Origin of the sequence: Rhizobium bangladeshense (assembly GCF_017357245.1) — a bacterium.
GTDB classification, from domain to species: Bacteria; Pseudomonadota; Alphaproteobacteria; order Rhizobiales; family Rhizobiaceae; genus Rhizobium; species Rhizobium bangladeshense.
Genome location: NZ_CP071612.1, coordinates 3,064,026 through 3,084,210, shown reverse-complemented (window position 1 = coordinate 3,084,210; position 20,185 = coordinate 3,064,026). Strand labels below are relative to the sequence as shown.

Below are 20,185 nucleotides of genomic sequence, written 5' to 3'. Positions count from 1 at the left end.
GCATCAGGCCTTTCTCAGATGAACGATGAACCGACTTCCTTCGCCATTGCTCTCCACCTCCATTCGGCCACCATAATCGCCGACAATGTCCTTGGAGATGACGAGCCCGAGGCCGAGACCCTTTTCCTTCGATGTGTTGAACGGCGTGAACAGTCCCTTGCGGATTTCAGGCGAAATGCCGGGGCCATTGTCGACGACAGTCAGCGTCACCGTCTCCGCATCGGCTGACGTCCTCACCTCGACGCGCCCCGCTTCGGCCTTCGGCGCCACCGCCTCCAGGGCGTTCTGAAGCAGGTTGATCAGCACCTGCTCGAGGCGGATACGGTTTCCCATGACCTGCAGCTCGGCCGGCGGCAGCTCAATGTCAAGCGTATCCATGCGGCCGGCGAAGCGGCTGCGCAACAACATCACCGCGCCCTCGACGACGTCCCTCAGACCCGTCGGTTCGGCACTGCCGCGGCCCTTGCGGGCGAAAGTCTTCAGCTCCTCGGTGATCGTGCCTATGCGCTCCGTCAGTGCCGCGATGTTCTGAAGATTTTCGCCGGCAGGCGCGGTCTGGCCGCGCTCGAGGAAGGTGCGGGCATTGTCCGCATAGGCCCGTATGGTCGCTACCGGTTGGTTGATTTCATGGGCGACACCGGCGGCCACCTGACCGAGGATCGCCAGCCGGTTGGCCTGAACCAGATCCTGCTGCACTGTCTGGAGCTTCTGCTCCGTGCTGCGGTGACCGGCGATCTCAGCCTGCAGGCGATCCCGCGCCTGGCTGAGATCGACCGTCCGCTCGGCGACGCGCCGTTCCAGTTCTTCGCGCGCCCGCTGTTCCCTGAAAATCCTGAGGGTGATCGTCTGGCGGCGGCGCAAGAGGAAGGCTGCGGTTGCCAAAAGCGGCAAAAGCAAGAGTAGCGCCAGCATGCGCGTTTCGCGGACCGCCGCGTCGACGGAGGGCCCCAGCGCCACAAGATGCTGCAGATGCCATCCGGTCGCAGGAACCGGCATTGCAACATTGAGGAAGCTGGTTTTTCCAGCGCCGCCGGGCATGACGATCTCGACGACGTCCAGCCGGGCGCCCAGCTGCCGGACGACCTCGAGCGGCAACGGCTGAAGTGGCGCATCGCCGAACTGAAGGCTGTCGCGGATCGCCGTCAGCCGATCCACGGCGATGCGGCCGATCGTCATGAACCGCCATGAGGGAACGCTGGTGATGAGGACGATGCCGCGATCGTCGATGACGTAGGACGGTGCGCCCGAGGCATTCCAATCCGCCTCGACATCGTCGAATTCCACCTTGACGACGACGACCCCCAGAAAACCGCCGCTGCCAGATATCCGCTCGGAAATATAAAGGCCGGGCTTCTTGCTGACCGTGCCCAGCGCGAAATGTTCGGCCTGTCCTTCAGTGACCGCGCTCTGGAAGTATTCGCGGAATCGATAGTCGTTGCCGACGAAGCTCGTCGGTTCGCGCCAGTTGCTTGCCGAAACCGCGATACCATTCTTGTCTATGACGTATATGACGGCAGCCTTCGTGCCGGCGGCCAGCGTCTCCAGCTTCCGGCTGAGTTCATCGAACATGCCGGCGTCGCGCCCCGCCAGGGCGGCGGCAAGCGCGGCATCCTGCGACAGCACGAAGGGCAGCGCCCGGTATTTTTCGAGCACCGTGCGCAGCAGCGCCACATTCATCCCCGCATCGGTTCGGGCTTGTTCCTCCAGGGCCGCCTCCGCCCGGCGCCGGCCGATCTCGCCGCTCACCCACAGGCTTGAGATGACGGCTGAGAGGGCGAGCACCGCGTAGGCCCACCACATCCGGCGGATGCGGTGCTGCAAGGGCAAGGTGGGCCAAAGCCTTTGCGCGGCTGATAAGGACATGGTGGATTTGTGCATTTTTCCGCACGAAACGCAAACGGATTTGTGTGGTTTTTCGCATTTCTTGAACGATCTAGCGATCAGAAAAAGATTTTTAACAAGAAATACAATGCGTTGGAGCGGAGATACGAAACTGGCACGACGCTTGCGAAAGAGATGGCAACAACGGCTGAGCTGTTGGAGTGAAGCGAACGGCTCGGGAGGCTGGAGTTCGTTCCGTAGGAGCCTTTAGGAGGACATCATGATCGCAGCACCATTCGATGCAGTTGCAGACAGCAAGGGCAAGAAGCCCTTTTATACCCATCTTTACGTTCAGGTTCTCGCCGCCATCGCGGCGGGCATCCTTCTCGGCCATTATTACCCCGAGCTCGGTACGCAGCTGAAGCCGCTCGGCGATGCATTCATCAAGCTTGTGAAGATGGTCATCGCCCCAGTCATCTTCCTGACGGTGGCAACCGGCATTGCCGGGATGAGCGACCTGAAGAAGGTCGGGCGCGTCGCCGGCAAGGCGATGTTGTACTTCCTGACCGTCTCGACCTTGGCCCTTGTGATCGGAATGGTCGTCGCCAACGTCGTTCAGCCCGGCGCCGGCATGAACATCGATCCGGCTTCGCTTGACCCGAAGGCCGTCGCCACCTTTGCCGAGAAGGCGCATGAGCAGAGCATTGTCGGCTTCCTCACCAACATTATTCCGTCGACCATCGTCGGCGCCTTTGCCGATGGCGATATTCTGCAGGTGCTGTTCTTCTCGGTGCTCTTCGGCATTGCGCTCGCCATGGTCGGCGAAAAGGGCGAGCCGGTCATCAATATCCTCAATGCGCTGACGGCTCCGATCTTCAAGCTGGTCGCCATCCTGATGAAGGCCGCCCCGATCGGCGCCTTCGGCGCCATGGCCTTCACCATCGGCAAGTACGGCATCGGATCGATCGCCAATCTCGCCATGCTGATCGGCACCTTCTACATCACATCGCTGCTCTTCGTTCTCTTCGTTCTCGGCGCCGTCGCCCGCTACAACGGCTTCTCGATCCTGGCGCTGCTGCGCTACATCAAGGAAGAGCTGCTGCTGGTTCTCGGCACCTCATCTTCCGAGGCAGCCCTTCCGGGCCTGATGAACAAGATGGAAAAGGCCGGCTGCAAGCGCTCGGTCGTCGGCCTCGTCATCCCAACAGGCTATTCCTTCAACCTCGACGGCACCAACATCTATATGACGCTGGCCGCACTGTTCATTGCCCAGGCAACGGGCATCCAGCTCTCCTGGGGCGACCAGATCCTGCTGCTGCTCGTGGCGATGCTGAGCTCGAAAGGTGCAGCCGGCATCACCGGCGCCGGCTTCATCACCCTTGCCGCGACGCTCTCCGTCGTACCCTCCGTTCCCGTCGCCGGCATGGCGCTGATCCTCGGCATCGACCGTTTCATGTCGGAATGCCGGGCACTCACGAACCTTGTCGGCAATGCGGTCGCGACGATCGTCGTGGCACGCTGGGAAAAGGAGCTGGATACGGCGCAGCTCGCCGTGGCTCTCGGCGGTCAGGCAGAAGAGGGCGCTCCGGCTGTCGCGCTTCAGCCGGCCGAATAAAAGGCCGACTTGTTCGGTGTTGGCAGCGGCCCGCTATCAGCGGGCCGTTCTTTTCGCTTAGCCGCGATTGTCGCCAAGAAGGCGATCGTAGACCGCCCCGATCGCGCTTGCTTCCTTCTCCAGCGCAAAATTTTCCCTGACATGACGCAGCCCATTGTCGCCATGCGCAATTGCCAATGCCGGGTCTGCGAGATAGCGGGCGATCGCCCGTGTCAGCGCCTCGCGATCGCCGGCGGCCACCACAGAGCCCGTTTCGCCTTCGGCGACGAGTTCGGCATAGGCGCCGGCATCAGACGCCACCACCGCCGTGCGTGAAGCCATGGCTTCGAGCGGCGTCAGGCCGAAGCCCTCATTGCGGGAAGGGGCGACGTAAAGCGTCAGGCGGCGATACCAGATTTTGATATCGGGTACTTCGCCGAGGAAAAGAATACGGTCGCTAAGGCCTGCGGCGGCGACATCGGCCTTGAGCTTCTCCCCGAAGGCGGCGTGCTCCGCCGTCACCCGGCCGGAGACGACGGCTGTCCATTCCGGGTGTTGCGGCAGCAGTTCGATCATCGCCTGCACGAAGAGATCGGTGCCCTTCTGGTGACGTACGCGTCCGAAACAGCCGACGAGGTAACGGCCGGGCAGGCCGGTGGCGGCAATAGCGTCCTCGGCCGTTTCCGGCGGGTGGAACAGGGAAAGGTCGACGCCGTGCTGGATGACGGTGTGAGGCACTTCGAGGAAGGAGCCGGAACGGTCGCTGGTTGCGATCACCGCATCCATTCGGCGGATCAGCCATTTCGTATAGGCGGTGTGACGGCGTTGCGCAGCCGAAGTGAAGAGCAGCTTCAGCGGCATGCGCACGACATGACGGAGCAGGATGCCGACGGCCATCTCATTGTTGCGGCGGGCGTGCCAGATGCGGTGGCGCCGGCGCGCCGGCGGGCGCCACAGGCCAAGGAGCTGCGGCCATTTCAGCTTTTCCAGGCCCTCCGGCAGGCCGGCACCGAGCGTTGCGATCCTGATGCCAAGCCGGATCTGGCATGGGATGAGCTGAACGATGGTCGAGGTGACGCCGGAGAGCCGGCGCTTGAAGTTGGGCGCGATGATCTCGACGTCACGAATGTCCGGCAAGGAATGAGTCTCGTGTGTGGCGGCGATCAGCCCCAGGAAACCTGGAGGATTTCGTAGGCCTTGGAACCACCCGGCGCGTTGACCTCGATGGAATCGCCGACTTCCTTGCCGATCAGCGCGCGCGCGATCGGAGAGGAGATGGAGATACGGCCGGCCTTGACGTCGGCTTCCTGGTCGCCGACGATCTGGTAGGTCTTTTCTTCCTCGGTGTCCTCGTCGACGAGCTTCACCTTGGCGCCGAACTTGATCTTGTCGCCGGACATCTTGGTGAGATCGATGACCTCGGCGCGCGCCGTCAGATCTTCGAGCTCGGTGATGCGGCCCTCATTGTGGCTCTGAGCTTCCTTGGCGGCATGGTATTCGGCGTTTTCGGAAAGGTCGCCGTGGGCACGGGCTTCGGCGATCGCCTCGATGATTCGGGGACGCTCTTCCTGCTGACGCCAGCGCAGTTCTTCCTGCAGCTTGACGAAACCACCCTGTGTCATCGGTACCTTATCAACCATTTTTCTGTCCTTCACTCCCTGCGTCTGCACGCTCGAGCACACACAAAAGAAAACAGGTCCCGAAGGGGAGCTTCGGAACCGTGCCACAAACTTAGTCGAATGCTTATAGCAGATCGGCAAGGCCGATTTCCAGAAAATTCGCATAAGCGAAACGCAACCCACTGCGACATCAAGCGATACGCCCCAAAATGGGCAACGGCCGGATCGTCTAGGTTGACTATGTACATTAGAACGTATAGTGAACAAAAGAATGAAGAAGTCGCTTGCCGAACGCCTCGCCATCCTTTCCGACGCCGCAAAATATGACGCGTCCTGCGCTTCCAGCGGCACGGTTAAGCGAGATTCAAGCGTGAGCGGCGGGCTCGGCTCGACGGAGGGATCCGGCATCTGTCACGCCTATGCACCGGACGGGCGGTGCATTTCGCTTCTGAAGATATTGCTGACCAATTTCTGCATTTACGACTGCGCCTATTGCGTCAATCGCTCCTCCAGCAATGTCGAGCGGGCACGCTTTACCGCCGAGGAGGTCGTCTGGCTCACGCTGGAATTCTACCGCCGCAATTATATCGAAGGCCTGTTCCTTTCCTCCGGCATCATCCGCTCGTCCGATTATACGATGGAGGAGATGGTCCGCATCGTCCGCGAGCTGCGCCTGACGCATAATTTCCGCGGCTATATCCATCTCAAAGCGATCCCTGAGGCATCGCCGCATCTGATGGAGGAGGCGGGGCTTCATGCCGACAGGCTGTCGCTCAACATCGAGCTGCCGACCGACAGCGGGATTTCCCGCTTCGCGCCGGAAAAGAAGCCCGCCAATATCAGGCGATCTATGGCGGATCTCAGATTGAAGATCGAGGCGGCTGATGAGCCGACGCTCAAGACCAGGAAACGCCAGCGTTTCGTCCCGGCTGGCCAGAGCACACAGATGATCGTCGGGGCGGATGGAGCCAATGACGCGACCATCCTTGCCAGCAGCAGCCGGCTATACAGCAGCTATGGACTGAAGCGTGTCTATTATTCCGCCTTCAGCCCCATCCCCGACGCCTCTAAAAACCTGCCGCTGATCAAGCCGCCGCTGATGCGCGAACATCGGCTCTACCAGGCCGACTGGCTCTATCGGTTCTACGGTTTCGGCATCGAGGAGATCACCGCAAACCAGGCGGGCGGCATGCTCGATCTCAATCTCGATCCGAAGCTTGCCTGGGCGCTTGCGAATCGCGGGGAATTTCCGGTCGACATTAACAAGGCCGAGCGCGAGCGGTTGCTGCGTGTCCCCGGTCTCGGCACCAAAACAGTCAAGGCGATCGTCTCGGCGCGCCGATTTCGGCGCCTACGGCTCGATGATCTCTCCCGGCTCGGCGTCTCAATCAAAAAGGTCCGGTCCTTCATCTCGGCGGAAGGCTGGTCGCCGCGACGGCTGATCGACCGGCCGGATCTGCGCGCCATGTTCGGGCCGCAGCCTGAGCAACTGTCGTTGCTGTGATGCGCCGGGTCGTGCTTTCGGGACGCGGAGAGCTTGCCGAATGGCGTGATGCCGCACGCGCCTTGGCGGCCGCCGGCATTTTGCCCGAGGAGATCGACTGGCGCGAAAAAAGCGCCGAGGCCGATCTGTCGTTTCGACGTGACGCCATGCCGCCGGCGCCGGCGGCATCACGCAAGCCGATGACGGTGCCGCCCGCCTTCATCGAGCTTGCGGAGACGGTTCTTTGCCATTGCGATACGGCGCGGTTTTCCCTGCTTTACCGTCTGCTTTGGCGGCTGCAGCTGGACCGGCGACTGCTTGAGGTTGCGTCTGACGAGGATGTCGCGCGTGCCCGTCTGATGGCGAAGAACGTTCGCCGCGACGCGCACAAGATGACGGCTTTCGTCCGCTTCAAGGAAGTCGGGGCGGTATCGGCGGGTCGCCGAAAATTCCTCGCCTGGTTTGAGCCGGACCATCATATCGTCAGGCGCACCGCTCCCTTCTTCCAGCGGCGTTTCACCGATATGGACTGGCTGATTGTTACGCCCAAGGGATCGGCCGCCTGGGACGGGGATCGGCTGACGATTGCCGACGAGCCGTGCGAAAAGCCTGATCTCAGCGACGCCACCGACGAACTCTGGCGCACCTACTATTCCAGCATCTTCAATCCGGCGCGTTTGAAGGTGAAGGCAATGCAGGCGGAGATGCCGAAGAAGTACTGGAAGAACCTGCCGGAAGCCGATCTCATTCCTGACTTGATTGCCTCGGCCGAAAGCAAGGTGCGGGAGATGGTAGCGCGGGAGACGACGCAATCGCTGCCTTTTCACGACCGCTTACAGGAGGCCGCACGCAATCTCCCCGCAGAACCTGATGCTCCGGCGGGCACATGGGAAGCACTGCGCGCGGAAGCCGCCGTCTGCACGCGCTGCCCGCTTCACGCCAATGCGACGCAGACGGTATTTGGCGAAGGGCCGCAGGATGCGCAGGTCATGTTCGTCGGCGAACAGCCGGGCGATCAGGAGGATATTGCAGGGCGTCCCTTCGTTGGTCCAGCCGGCAGGCTTCTTGATCAGGTGATATCGGAGGCTGGCATCGACCGGTCGACGCTCTACGTCACCAATGCGGTAAAGCATTTCAAATACGAGCCACGCGGCAAGCGCCGCATCCACCAGAAGCCCAACATGGGGGAGGTGAAGCATTGCCGCCGGTGGCTTGATCTGGAGTTGGCGCTCGTCAAGCCGAAACTCATCGTCGCGATGGGGGCGACGGCGCTTGCGGCGCTGACCGATGTGAAGGAGCGCCTGCAGGATGTCAGGGGGAAGGCGATGGCGATCGAGGGAGGGCGCACGCTCTTCGTGACCGTGCATCCATCCTATCTCCTGCGCATTCCGGACGAGCGGCTGAAGGCGGAAGAGATGGCACGGTTTCGTGTGGATATGCTGAAAATTCAGCGGCTTATGGCATCAGTCAAACAAATTGATTCCGGCTGAGCTGGCGCCACCGCCCGCGGGCGTTGGCGCTATCTCTTTGTTTTCACTCAATTCGGGATACAAAACACGGCACTATTTTGCTGGAATTGCTCTCATCTCAAGCGAAGTAGCTCTGCAGCGGCCGGACTTCGAGATTGCCTGCCCTCAGCGCCTTGATCGCCTGGGCGGCGGCTTCGGCGCCGGCCATCGTCGTGTAATAGGGCACCTTCTGCATCAGCGTCGCGCGGCGCAACGACTTGGAGTCCGAGATCGCCTTGTTGCCGTCGGTAGTGTTGATGACGAGCTGGACCTGGCGGTTGCGGATGGCGTCCTCGATGTGCGGGCGGCCCTCCAGAACCTTGTTGATCTTGGTGGCGGTGATGCCGTTTTCGCCGAGGAAGCGGGCGGTGCCGCCGGTCGCCAGCACTTTGAAGCCCTCTTCGACGAGGATGCGGATTGCCGGCAGCACGCGCGGCTTGTCCTCGTCGCGCACGGAAACGAAGACCGTTCCATCGCGCGGCAGTTCGACGCCGGCGCCGAGCTGCGACTTGGCGAAGGCCAACGCAAAATCGGTGTCGAGACCGATCACTTCACCGGTCGAGCGCATTTCCGGGCCGAGCAGCGTGTCGACGCCGGGGAATCGAGCGAAGGGGAAGACGGCTTCCTTGACGGCAATATGCTTGAGCTTGCGCGGATCGGGCTTCTGCCCATAGGCGGCGAAGGTCGCATCGAGTTTCTCGCCGGCCATGACGCGGGCGGCGATCTTGGCGATCGGCGCGCCGATGGTCTTGGCGACGAAGGGCACGGTGCGCGAGGCACGCGGGTTGACCTCGAGAACGTAGACCGTGCCGTCCTTGATGGCGAACTGGACGTTCATCAGGCCCCCGACGTTGAGCGCCTTTGCCATCGCCTTTGCCTGGCGCTCCAGCTCGTCGATCAGTTCCACGGACAGCGAACGGGGCGGCAACGAGCAGGCCGAGTCGCCCGAGTGGATGCCGGCTTCCTCGATATGTTCCATGATACCGGCGACATAGACGTCGGTGCCGTCGGAGAGGCAGTCGACATCGACTTCGATCGCGTGGGTGAGATAGCTGTCGAAGAGCAGCGGGTTCTTGCCGAGCAGGGTGTTGATCTGGCCAGTCTTGTCATTGGGGTAACGCTGCTTGATATCCTCAGGCACCAGTTCCGGCACCGTGTCGAGCAGATAGGTCTGCAACTGGCTCTCGGCGTGGATGATCTGCATGGCTCGGCCGCCGAGCACGTAGGAGGGGCGCACGACCAGCGGGAAGCCGATCTCGGCGGCGACCAGGCGGGCCTGCTCGACAGAATAGGCGATGCCGTTGTTCGGCTGATTGAGGTCGAGCTTCATCAGAAGCTTTTGGAAGCGGTCGCGGTCTTCGGCAAGATCGATCATGTCGGGGGCGGTGCCGAGGATCGGGATGCCGTTCTTTTCCAGCGCCTCGGCAAGCTTCAGCGGCGTCTGTCCGCCGAATTGGACGATGACGCCGACGACTTCACCCTTTTCCTGTTCGGCGCGCAGGATTTCGATCACGTCCTCGGCCGTCAGCGGCTCGAAATAGAGGCGATCTGACGTGTCGTAGTCGGTCGAGACGGTTTCCGGATTGCAGTTGATCATGATCGCTTCATAGCCTGCATCCTTCAGCGCGAAGGCGGCATGGCAGCAGCAATAGTCGAATTCGATGCCCTGGCCGATGCGGTTCGGGCCGCCGCCGAGGATGACGACCTTCTTGCGGTCGGAGACCTGAGCTTCCGAGCGGGCGGCGCCGACAAAGGGCGTCTCGTAGGTCGAATACATGTAAGCGGTCGGCGAAGCGAATTCGGCCGCACAGGTATCGATGCGTTTGAAAACGGGGCGGACGTTCAGGCCGTTGCGGAGTTCGGCAACTTCCTTCGGGCGCTTGCCGGTCAGCGTGGCAAGGCGGGCGTCGGAGAAGCCCATCGCCTTCAGCATGCGCAGGTTGGCGGCATCCTCCGGCAGGCCGTGCTCGCGGATGCGGGCTTCCATGTCGACTATATTCTTGAGCTGGGCGATGAACCAGGGATCGATCTTGCAGCCCTCATGCACCTCTTCGATGCTGAGGCCCTGGCGCAACGCCTGGGCGACCATGCGTAAGCGGTCCGGCGTCGGCGTGCCGATGGCGGCGCGGATGGCGTTCTGGCTGGATTCGCCTTCCTCGAAATCGGGGATCTCGATTTCGTCGAGGCCGGTCAGGCCGGTCTCGAGGCCGCGCAGCGCCTTCTGCAGCGATTCAGCGAAGGTGCGGCCGATCGCCATGACTTCACCGACCGACTTCATGGCCGTGGTCAGCACCGGCGAGGCGCCGGGAAATTTCTCGAAGGCGAAGCGCGGGATCTTTGTCACGACATAATCGATCGACGGCTCGAACGAAGCGGGCGTCGCGCCGCCGGTGATGTCGTTTTCCAGTTCGTCCAGCGTATAGCCGATGGCGAGCTTGGCCGCGACCTTGGCGATGGGGAAACCGGTTGCCTTGGATGCAAGCGCCGAAGAACGCGACACACGTGGGTTCATTTCGATGACGACGAGGCGGCCGTCTTTCGGATTGACCGCGAACTGGACGTTAGAGCCGCCGGTCTCGACGCCGATCTCGCGCAGCACCGCGATCGAGGCGTTGCGCATGATCTGGTATTCCTTGTCGGTCAGCGTCAGCGCCGGCGCGACGGTGATGGAATCGCCGGTATGCACGCCCATCGGATCGATGTTTTCGATCGAGCAGATGATGATGCAGTTGTCCGCCTTGTCGCGGACGACTTCCATCTCATACTCCTTCCAGCCGAGCACGGACTCTTCGATCAGCACTTCGGTGGTCGGCGAGGCGTCGAGGCCGCCGCCGACGATCTCGAAGAATTCCGAACGGTTGTAGGCGATGCCGCCGCCGGTGCCGCCGAGCGTGAAAGACGGGCGGATGATAGCGGGCAGGCCGACATGGTCGAGCGCCTGGGCGGCAATCGCCATGGCGTGGTTCATGTAGCGCTGCTTGCGGTCGCTCTCGCCGAGATTCCACTGATTTTCCAGCTCGTCCAACGCCTTGTCGAGATCGGATCCGGAAAGGCTTTCGCGCAGCTTATTGCGCTCGGCCTCGTGCGTCTTACGGTCCAGATCCTTGATGTCGGTGGCGTTCGCAAGCATCGAGCGCGGCGTTTCCAGGCCGATGCGAGCCATGGCCTCGCGAAACAGCGCGCGGTCTTCGGCCATGTCGATGGCCGCCGGCTTGGCGCCGATCATCTCGACATTGTAGCGGTCGAGCACGCCCATGCGCTTGAGGGAGAGGGCGGTGTTCAGAGCCGTCTGGCCGCCCATGGTCGGCAGTAGCGCGTCAGGGCGTTCCTTGGCGATGATCTTGGCGACGACCTCGGGGGTGATCGGCTCGACGTAAGTTGCGTCGGCCAGCCCCGGATCGGTCATGATCGTTGCAGGATTGGAATTGACGAGGATGACGCGGTAGCCTTCTTCCTTCAACGCCTTGCAGGCCTGGGTGCCGGAATAGTCGAATTCGCAAGCCTGGCCAATGACGATCGGTCCCGCGCCGATGATGAGGATCGATTTGATGTCTTGGCGCTTCGGCATGGCGATATCCATTTTCTGGCTGCGCAGAAAACCGGCCAGGGTGGGAGATCACCGGGTCGGTTGCGCATGCTGGGTCTTTTCAGGCTAGAAGCGGCTTATAGGCAAATGTATTTGCAAACGGAACCCCATAAATCGCGGAATCGACAGGAATTCGAACCGGCGCGGGAGGCTACTGCCGGCCGGGAATGACGAGCGCCCGGATTTCGCCGCCGCGAGCCGGGTTGATGATCGCATCGGGAGCTTCCGCGAGCGTAATCCTGCGGGAGATCAACGGCTCGATCTTGATCCTGCCGGTGGCGATCAGATCGGCGGCGCGGCCATGGGTGAAAGGGTTGACGAAGGAGCTTATCAGCCTGACTTCGCGAAACAGCAGGTCGAAGGGCTCGATCTCGATCTTTGCCCCCTGCGGCATGACGCCCAGAATGACGGCGCTGCCGCCACGGCGGGCAAGCCGCGGCGCCTGCTGCATGGTGTCGGTGACGCCGGCGCATTCGAAGACGACGTCGGCGCCGCCGGGGAGCAGTCCGTCTGCGGCGGTGATGCGCGCAATGACATCGCCGTCACCCGGATCGGCCGTTGCGGTGGCACCGAGGCTTTCGGCCAAGCGCCGTTTCTCGGCGCTCCGCGTCACCAGCACGAGGCGAGTTGCGCCGGCAAGCCTGGCCAGCTGAAGGGTGAGCAGGCCGATCACGCCGCCGCCGAGCACGATGGCCGATGAGCCGGTGTGCAGCCCGGCAAGATCGACTCCGTGTATGCAGCAGGCGAGCGGTTCGCAGAAGGCGCCGTGAAGCGGATCTAGATCGGCCGGCAGCGCGAAGGCCTGGCTTTGCGGCATGCAGACATAGTCGGCAAAACCGCCGTCGCGGTGAATGCCGATCGCCCGCAGGTTCCGGCAGAGATTGACGCGGCCGCGCCGGCACTCCTCGCAGCCGCCGCAGGAAATGTTCGGATCCCCTGTCACGCGCATGCCGGGGCGGAAATCGGTCACGCCCGGTCCGACCGTCTCGACAATGCCTGCGAATTCATGGCCGAGTGTCACCGGCGGCTTCGACGGAAATTCGCCGTGGAAGATATGGCGGTCGGTGCCGCAGATGCCGCAGGCCTCGATCCGGACGAGCAATTCGCCCGGACGTGGCGCCGGTTTTTCGATCTCGCAAAGCTGCAACTGTCCTGTTGCCTGCAGGCGCACCGCCTTCATCGCCATCTCCTCCCGCATTCTCCTCTTTTTCAGGAAGAGCGAAAAAGGGAGTCTCGTCAAGCGCTTGACGCATCTTCTTTACGCAATGGAAGACAAATGCCGAGGCATGGTCGCGGCCGATCGGGGCTTCGCGGCCGTCACGATCGGAAGAGCGAGCGCTTGCTCCGTCGGGGGAACAATATCGCGTCCTTCAGGTTTGCGGTCGAGAAGCTGGAGGTCGTGATGGTAGATCCGAAAGACAAGGACCCGGCAGAAGGGTCGCGGGAGACCGTGGATAAGGAGCTGGCACGTCAGGGGGAGGGCAAGTCGCATAGCAGCGCCGGCAAAAGCGACGGACAAAAGGGACCGGCGCAACCAAGCCCGAGGAAAAAGTGAGCTGTTCAACCCCTTGTTCCGTGTGATGAAGCCGCTGGAATTCCTCCCGGCGGCGGTTATATAAATTCTTGAGCGCAAGCACGAGCGTTGCCGGGGAGAACGAAAATGGAATGGAGAGGCCGGCGTCAGTCCGACAATGTCGAAGATCGTCGCGGCAGTCGCACAGGAGGTGGTTTTGGCCGCGGCGGCGGTTTCAGCTTTCCCTCCGGCGGCGGCGTCCGCCGCGCCGGCGGCGGCTTGAGCATCGGCACGATCATTTTCCTTATCGTCATCTATTTCATCTTCAAGCTGATGGGTGTCGATCTGCTGCAGGTGCTGGAAACCGGCGGCATGTCGAGCGGCCCAGGTTACGAGCAGAGCCAATCGGACACCCGCACGCCGGCTAATGACGAGATGACCGCCTTCATGCGCACCGTTCTTGCCGAGACCGAGGATACCTGGAACGGCATTTTCCAGGCACGAGGCCAGACCTACGAAGAGCCACGTCTCGTGCTGTTCTCCGACCAGACGCAGTCGGCCTGCGGCTTCGCGTCAGCCGCCACCGGTCCGTTCTATTGCCCTGGCGATCGCAAGGTCTATCTCGACACGACCTTCTTCAAGGAGCTGTCCGACCGGTTCGGCGCATCGGGCGATTTCGCCGAAGCCTATGTCGTCGCCCATGAGGTCGGCCATCACGTGCAGAACCTTCTCGGCATCCTGCCGAAATTCAACCAGGCACGTCAGCGCATGAGCGAGGAGGAGGCCAATAAGATGTCGGTGCGTGTCGAGCTGCAGGCCGATTGCTTCGCCGGCATCTGGGGCAAATATACCCAGCAGAAAGGCCTGCTTGAGGCCGGCGATCTGGAGGAGGCGCTCAACGCCGCCCAGCAGATCGGCGACGATACGCTGCAGAAACGCTCGCAGGGCTACGTCGTGCCCGAGAGCTTCAACCACGGCACCTCGGCGCAGCGCGCCAGGTGGTTCAAGCGCGGTTTCGACAGCGGACAGCTGACGGCGTGCGATACGTTTTCAGGTCCGGTCTGAAAAGGCGAGATCATGCCGTGCAACTGCACGGCATGACGCTTCAGCCCTTTTACCCGACCTTACTTCTCACTATCCATATGCTGGAGCATATGCTCGGGATAACGCCCGCCGGCCGCCGCATCCTTCGGAATTGCCCTTTCGATTGCAGCGAAATCTTCCGGCGACAGGTCGACCGCGCGTGAGCCGAGCGCCTCGCTCAGCCGGTCGCGGCGGCGGGCGCCGATGAGCGGGACGATGTCCTTGCCCTTGGTGGCGACCCAGGCGATGGCGATCTGGGCGACTGAGACGCTTTTTGCTTGGGCGATCTCGCGCAGCTTTTCTACCAGTGCGAGGTTCTGATCGATATTGCCGTCCTGGAAGCGCGGGCTATGGGTACGGAAGTCGCCGGCGGTGGCCTGCCCCTTCTGCCAATGCCCGCTGATTAGGCCGCGCGAAAGCACGCCGTAAGCGGTAATCGAAATGCCTAGTTCCCGGGTCGTCGGCAGGATGCGGTCCTCGATCCCGCGCGAGATTAGCGAATATTCGATCTGCAGATCGACGATCGGGGCGCCGGCGGCGGCACGGCGGATCGTGTCGGCGCCGACTTCCGACAGACCAATATGTTTGACGTAACCGGCCTCGATCAAATCGGCGATCGCGCCGACCGTGTCCTCGATGGGCACATTCGGATCGAGGCGGGCAGGGCGGTATATGTCGATATAGTCGACGCCGAGGCGCTGTAGCGTGTAGGCGAGGAAATTCTTCACGGCTACGGGGCGGGCATCGATGCCGCTCCATCCGCCTGCGGGATCGCGAAGCGCGCCGAACTTGACGCTGATGACGGCGTCTTCGCGCCTGCGGCCCTTCAATGCCTCGCCGATCAGCATTTCATTGTGGCCCATGCCGTAGAAGTCGCCCGTGTCGAGCAGGTTGATGCCGGAATCGAGCGCGGCATGGATTGTCGCAATGCTCTCTGCGCGGTCGGCGGGACCATACATGCCCGACATGCCCATGCAGCCGAGGCCGATGGCCGAGACATCGGGTCCGGTGTGTCCCAAACGATAGGTCTGCATTGTCTTCTCCTTTGTTGCGCCGCTGGCGCGAGGGACATCCGCGCCACCGCGGCGCTGCCGACGCCGTTTTACCGTTTCCGCATTCGGGCGATAATCGGACGGTGTCGGACAGGCTGTGCGGGAGAATGCACAATGGATAATTTGCCCTGCTCAATCTGGATGCCTTCGCGGCCTTTGCAGGGGAACGGACCCCCGGCGATCTTGCGTGCATCGGTTGAGGCTCTGATGATTTTCCCGTACAACTCAGCGGATACATTTGAATGTTCACGGATTGTTTCGGTGTCTTTTCTGAGCTATGTCACTGTGGAGCGCCGTGCATCTTTTCGGATGCACGAAGGAAGCTCTGACACTCTGAAGCTGCGCATCGTGCTTTCCGAAATCGATGCCGACTTTCGGGCCGATACGCTCGCGGTGACGAGATCGTCTTTTCAGAAACGATTGCTGTAGAGATGCTTCATGCTTGATCCCAGATTCGTTCGCCGTGGCCTTTTCCTGGTCTTCATCATCCTCTTCCTCGACATTATCGGCATCGCCATCATCATGCCGGTGCTGCCCGCCTATCTGGAGCAGCTGACCGGCGGCAGCGTCAGCGACGCGGCGATCGACGGCGGCTGGCTGATGCTCGTCTATGCCGGCATGCAGTTCCTGTTCGCGCCGCTGCTCGGAAACCTCTCCGACCGTTTCGGCCGCAGGCCGATCCTTCTTCTTTCGGTGCTGACCTTTGCGATCGACAATTTCATCTGCGGCATCGCCACCAGCTTCTGGATGCTGTTCGTCGGCCGTGTGCTTGCCGGCATCAGCGGCGGCAGCTTCGCCACCTGTTCGGCCTATATCGCCGATATCAGCACCGAGGAGAACCGGGCGAAAAATTTCGGGCTGATCGGTATCGCCTTCGGCGTCGGCTTCACCATCGGCCCCGTCATCGGTGGATTTCTCGGGGAATTCGGCCCGCGCGTGCCGTTCCTCGGCGCAGCCGCTTTGTCGCTTCTCAATTTCATTGCCGCCTGCTTCTTGCTGCCGGAAACGCTGGAAGCGAAGAACCGACGCCGCTTCGAGTGGAAACGTGCCAATCCGCTCGGCGCGCTGCGCCAGATGCGCCATTACCCCGGCATCGGCGGGGTCAGCCTCGTCATGTTCCTGTTCTTCCTGGCGCATGCCGTCTATCCCTCGGTCTGGTCTTTCGTCTCGACCTACCGCTATGGCTGGAGCGAGGGCCAGATCGGCCTGTCGCTCGGCATTTACGGCATCGGCGCGGCGCTCGTCATGGGCTTGGTCCTGCCGCGTGTCGTGCCTCTGCTTGGCGAATGGAAGACGGCGCTTCTCGGCCTCTGCTTCTCCGCCGCAGGACTGACCGGCTATGCCTTCGCCTGGGAGGGCTGGGTGGTTTACGTCGTTATCGTCGCGACCGTCATCGAAAATGTCGCCGATCCGCCACTGCGCAGCATTGCCGCCGGCATGGTGCCGCCGTCGGCGCAGGGCGAATTGCAGGGTGCGCTGACCAGCCTCAGCAGCATCACCACCATCGTCGGCCCGCTGATCTTCACGCAGATGTTCGGCTATTTCACACGGCCTGAGGCGCCCGTCACTTTCGCCGGCGCGCCGTATCTCACGGCCGCCGTGCTCATCCTTCTGGCCGCCGCGGTATTCCTGACACGGGTTCGGGCGAGGGAGCCGGCCGAGGCGCTGGAAGCCGCCGGCTGATTGATCAGAAATGGTGATGCGATGATGAATTTTTCATCATCTGCTCGTTTTGGGGTAGTTCTTGTCCGGGCTTTGATCTAAGTCCGAATGATATTTCGCAGCAAGTTGCGACGACCACATATTTCAATCACAGGACCGGTGTCATGGACACGTCGATCGACGCGCGCAGCCTTGCGCCGACAAACGATAATCGTTGGGGCGCACATTTCCGTGCGACGCTGGCGCTCGGCATTCCGCTGATCGGCGCCCAGCTCGCACAGCTCGGCATCCACACCACCGATGTGATGATCATCGGCCGCCTTGGCGCCGAGCAGTTGGCGGCCATGGTGCTGTCAGCCCAGTTCCTGTTCACGATCCTCATCTTCGGTTCGGGCTTTTCCATTGCCGTCATTCCGATGGTGGCGCAGGCCTATGGCCGCGGCGACGTCGTCTCGGTGCGCCGATCGCTGCGCATGGGGCTCTGGGTGGTCATCGGATTCTGGATCATCGCGCAACCGGCCTTTTTCAATGCAGAGCAGATACTGCTTTTTGCGCAGCAGAAGCCGGAGGTGGCCAGGCTCGCCCATGGCTATATTCTGATCGGCCAATTCGGCGTGCTGCCGGCCCTTCTTTTCAATGTCCTGCGGGCGCTGGTCAGCGCCATCGGCAAGGCAGGCATCATCCTCAACGTCACCATCGTCACGCTGGTGATGAATGCGATCTTCGCCTATGCGCTCGTGCTCGGCCATTTCGGCTTGCCGGCCATGGGGCTCGAGGGCGCGGCGATCGTCTCCGTGGTCGTACAGACGGCCGGCTTTCTCTTCATTCTCGTTTTCGTCCAGCGGCGGGAAGAGACACGGCGCTATGAGATCTTCGTGCGGTTCTGGAAGCCGGATTGGCACGCGCTGCTGGAGGTCATCCGGCTCGGTTTCCCGATCAGCGTCACCGTACTTGCCGAGGTCAGTCTGTTTACGGTCGCGTCGCTCTTGATGGGTTATATCGGCACCATCGAGCTCGCCGCCCACGGCATCGCGCTGCAATGGGCCTCGATCGCCTTCATGATCCCGCTCGGTCTCAGCCAGGCGGCGACGGTGCGCATCGGCGTTGCTCACGGGCAGGGCGATTATGACGGACTGGTGCGCGCTTCGATCATGGTCGTGATCATCGCTTGCGCCATGTCGGCGGTCGGATCGGTCATCTTCGCCACCATGCCGCAATTCCTCGGCAGCTGGTTCCTCGACGTCAGCTCGCCCGAGGCGCCCGAGGTGCTTGCCTATGCCGGGCCGCTGATCGTCGTTGCCGGGCTATTCCAGCTGGTCGACGGCCTGCAGGTGATCGCCAATGGATTGCTGCGTGGATTGAAGGACGCGCGCGTGCCGATGATCATGGCGCTGATTGCTTACTGGCCGATCGGCTTCCTCCTCGCCTGGGCCTTCGCCTTTCCGCTGGGTTTCGGCGGCATCGGCATCTGGTTCGGCTTCCTCGTCGGGCTGGCAGCCGCCGCGACAATGCTCTGCGGACGGTTCTACCTTCTGCTTCGTCGGGAAGGGGCAGCGGCCGGCGCCTGAGCCGGCCCCCTCTCTCCTTAAGCTGCGACAGGCTTGTAGCTGGCGATATCGGCTCTGATACCGAGACGCGAAAACATTTCCTGCGGATCGAAATTTGCAGCCTTATGGGCGGCCGCCACGGCTGCCCGCGCGCGTTCGACGACCTCGGAATTTTGCCATTCGGCAATGGTGACGAAATTGAACTTGCCGGGACCTGCGACCTGCTCCAGCACCCTATGATCGACGAATCCCTCCTGTGCCTCCAGCAGCTTGTGGGTCATCATCACTTTGACAAGAAACTCCTCACGCGCCGCAGCCGGCACGATGAACTTGTCGACACGATAGAAAGTTCCGCTCATTTGTTTCTCCTGCATCGGATCTGCAGGCACTTCTGTAATTCCTCAACCATGGTTGAGGTCAATATGGAAGTGAAAGGGACCCGTTAGACCGCGAAGCGCCTCGCGCCGATCTATGGAAGGCTTGCCGCAAGCGCGGATTAAATCAGAGCGCACATTTCGCCCGACACTGCAGAGCAGTTCGTCGACCTCACGTCCTAATGCTAGCTAAGAACGTGGCCTGGCGGTTATGGGTGGCGCCAAGATCGTCACCGCGGGGCAGTTACCTCGTTGAACGCCTGATACGATCGCCGCCGACGATTTCGCGGCAGGTGGGATCGAAGCCCTCCGTCCGGCGAAAAAGGCGCGCCAGATGTTTTTTGGCGGTGCGACCCTCAAGAGCCGCACCAGCGGGGCGTGGAACCTGCAGTCAATTAAGGGGAGGTACCGGGTAGAGCAGCGCGTCCCGTCCCGCAGGCCTATTCGGCGGCATCTTTCAGCGCTGCGACAACGTCTGGATTCTCCGACTGAAGACGTCCACCCGCGCCGGCAAGCTCCAACGGATATTCATTGCATAGGATCAAGATGTCATCAGTGTTGGCAATGCCGGCAAACGCCCTCGCGACGGCGCCATTCAACTTCTCTATCAGCGAACGCCGAGCGTCGAGACCTGGCAACCGCGGCGCCTCGACGAAGCAGACCGGCCGGACTGGTTCTGCTTCGATACGACCGTCCTGTGCCACATTGGCAGGTGCGTGCTCACGGAGGAAGATGCGGACATCTGGGATGTGGTACGCCTCCTCGAGCGCAGAGGCTATCTCTCCCATCATCTTCGTCCTGGCCTCGCTTCGCAGACCCTGAGGGCCTTCGATAATAAAAGTGGGCATGTCGTTTCTCCTGGTTAAATCAGTGGCGCTGTCCGGCTTCGCACAGAAACAGTGCTTGGACCGGGGACTACACAGGAGAAGACGACCGGATTGTCGAAAAGGATTCGCAGAGATTTTTCCACGGTAGGCGAATCTTTCTAAGCCCGACGCGCGTCTCGTAGAGGAGATCGCTAATCGAGGAGGCATTGATGAAACGCATCGCAATCCGCTATAGAACGAGACCCGAGAGCGCTGACGAGAACCAGAGGCTGATCGAGGAGGTATTCCGGGAGCTGACCGAAAAGGCACCTTCCGGCGTGAAATACGCTGCTCTGCGGCTCGATGAATCCGTCTTTCTGCATCTCCTCGCAGTGGAGGATGGTGTAGACGACTCTGTCGCCAGCCTCCACGCGTTCCGTGCGTTCCGGAACGGCATTCTTAATCGCTGCCTTGAGGAACCGGCCCAAGCCGTAGTGCAGGTAATTGGCGACTTTGAAATGTTCAGCAAATGAGCGA

The 20,185-nt window shown here is 61.7% G+C and carries 16 protein-coding genes; 8 read left to right on the top strand and 8 right to left on the bottom strand.

The genetic code is table 11. The annotated features are described in order from the left end of the window. Positions 1 to 3 precede the first annotated feature (3 nt). Positions 4 to 1,878: a sensor histidine kinase gene (locus J2J98_RS15030; RefSeq protein ID WP_207601470.1), complete on the bottom strand. Its 1,875-nt coding sequence runs from the start codon at positions 1,876 to 1,878 to the stop codon at positions 4 to 6. Positions 1,879 to 2,101: 223 nt separating this feature from the next. Here J2J98_RS15030 and J2J98_RS15025 point away from each other — a divergent pair, with 223 nt between their 5' ends. Continuing rightward, positions 2,102 to 3,436, top strand: a complete 1,335-nt coding sequence (locus J2J98_RS15025; RefSeq protein WP_207601469.1) for a dicarboxylate/amino acid:cation symporter — start codon at positions 2,102 to 2,104, stop codon at positions 3,434 to 3,436. A 57-nt stretch (positions 3,437 to 3,493) separates the two neighbouring features. Here J2J98_RS15025 and J2J98_RS15020 read toward each other — a convergent pair whose 3' ends face one another. Beyond that, positions 3,494 to 4,552: a glycosyltransferase family 4 protein gene (locus tag J2J98_RS15020; RefSeq protein ID WP_207601468.1), complete on the bottom strand. Its 1,059-nt coding sequence runs from the start codon at positions 4,550 to 4,552 to the stop codon at positions 3,494 to 3,496. Between the two features lie 26 nt (positions 4,553 to 4,578). Beyond that, a complete protein-coding gene (gene greA / locus J2J98_RS15015; RefSeq protein WP_004672775.1) occupies positions 4,579 to 5,055 on the bottom strand; it encodes a transcription elongation factor GreA in 477 nt (158 codons plus the stop codon). Positions 5,056 to 5,305: 250 nt separating this feature from the next. Between greA and J2J98_RS15010 the strand changes: the two genes are divergently transcribed. Then, positions 5,306 to 6,538, top strand: coding sequence for a putative DNA modification/repair radical SAM protein (locus tag J2J98_RS15010; protein ID WP_207601467.1), 1,233 nt, complete (start codon positions 5,306 to 5,308; stop codon positions 6,536 to 6,538). Next, on the top strand, positions 6,538 to 8,007 hold the full coding sequence (locus J2J98_RS15005) for a UdgX family uracil-DNA binding protein (protein WP_207601466.1): 1,470 nt from the start codon (positions 6,538 to 6,540) through the stop codon (positions 8,005 to 8,007). The genes J2J98_RS15010 and J2J98_RS15005 overlap by 1 nt, the downstream gene beginning before the upstream one ends. A 97-nt stretch (positions 8,008 to 8,104) precedes the next feature. Here J2J98_RS15005 and carB read toward each other — a convergent pair whose 3' ends face one another. Together carB and J2J98_RS14995 are read right to left on the bottom strand one after the other, a co-directional pair. Continuing rightward, entirely contained in the window at positions 8,105 to 11,593 is a 3,489-nt protein-coding gene (gene carB, locus J2J98_RS15000) for a carbamoyl-phosphate synthase large subunit (protein WP_064705699.1), read from the bottom strand. A 169-nt stretch (positions 11,594 to 11,762) separates the two neighbouring features. Further along, positions 11,763 to 12,791 (bottom strand): zinc-dependent alcohol dehydrogenase family protein, encoded by a 1,029-nt coding sequence (locus J2J98_RS14995; protein ID WP_207601465.1) that lies wholly within the window; start codon positions 12,789 to 12,791, stop codon positions 11,763 to 11,765. 480 nt (positions 12,792 to 13,271) lie between these two features. Here J2J98_RS14995 and ypfJ point away from each other — a divergent pair, with 480 nt between their 5' ends. Then, a complete protein-coding gene (gene ypfJ, locus J2J98_RS14990; protein WP_207601464.1) occupies positions 13,272 to 14,189 on the top strand; it encodes a KPN_02809 family neutral zinc metallopeptidase in 918 nt (305 codons plus the stop codon). Positions 14,190 to 14,248: 59 nt separating this feature from the next. Here the strand turns inward: ypfJ and J2J98_RS14985 are convergent, their stop codons facing one another. Continuing rightward, on the bottom strand, positions 14,249 to 15,241 hold the full coding sequence (locus J2J98_RS14985) for an aldo/keto reductase (protein ID WP_207601463.1): 993 nt from the start codon (positions 15,239 to 15,241) through the stop codon (positions 14,249 to 14,251). Positions 15,242 to 15,373: 132 nt separating this feature from the next. Between J2J98_RS14985 and J2J98_RS14980 the strand changes: the two genes are divergently transcribed. The 3 genes from J2J98_RS14980 to J2J98_RS14970 all read left to right on the top strand — a co-directional run bounded on the left by J2J98_RS14980 (position 15,374) and on the right by J2J98_RS14970 (position 18,489). Beyond that, a complete protein-coding gene (locus tag J2J98_RS14980; protein ID WP_207601462.1) occupies positions 15,374 to 15,688 on the top strand; it encodes a hypothetical protein in 315 nt (104 codons plus the stop codon). A gap of 9 nt (positions 15,689 to 15,697) precedes the next feature. Continuing rightward, a complete protein-coding gene (locus tag J2J98_RS14975) occupies positions 15,698 to 16,942 on the top strand; it encodes a TCR/Tet family MFS transporter (protein ID WP_207601461.1) in 1,245 nt (414 codons plus the stop codon). Between the two features lie 143 nt (positions 16,943 to 17,085). After that, complete coding sequence (locus J2J98_RS14970; RefSeq protein ID WP_207601460.1) at positions 17,086 to 18,489, top strand: MATE family efflux transporter; 1,404 nt, start codon at positions 17,086 to 17,088, stop codon at positions 18,487 to 18,489. A gap of 17 nt (positions 18,490 to 18,506) precedes the next feature. On the opposite strand, the gene J2J98_RS14965 is transcribed toward J2J98_RS14970, so the two are convergent. Together J2J98_RS14965 and J2J98_RS14960 are read right to left on the bottom strand one after the other, a co-directional pair. Then, entirely contained in the window at positions 18,507 to 18,827 is a 321-nt protein-coding gene (locus tag J2J98_RS14965) for a hypothetical protein (protein WP_064705693.1), read from the bottom strand. 455 nt (positions 18,828 to 19,282) lie between these two features. After that, positions 19,283 to 19,690: a hypothetical protein gene (locus tag J2J98_RS14960; protein WP_207601459.1), complete on the bottom strand. Its 408-nt coding sequence runs from the start codon at positions 19,688 to 19,690 to the stop codon at positions 19,283 to 19,285. 188 nt (positions 19,691 to 19,878) lie between these two features. Here J2J98_RS14960 and J2J98_RS14955 point away from each other — a divergent pair, with 188 nt between their 5' ends. Continuing rightward, positions 19,879 to 20,181, top strand: coding sequence for a hypothetical protein (locus J2J98_RS14955; RefSeq protein WP_207601458.1), 303 nt, complete (start codon positions 19,879 to 19,881; stop codon positions 20,179 to 20,181). Positions 20,182 to 20,185: the final 4 nt, after the last annotated feature.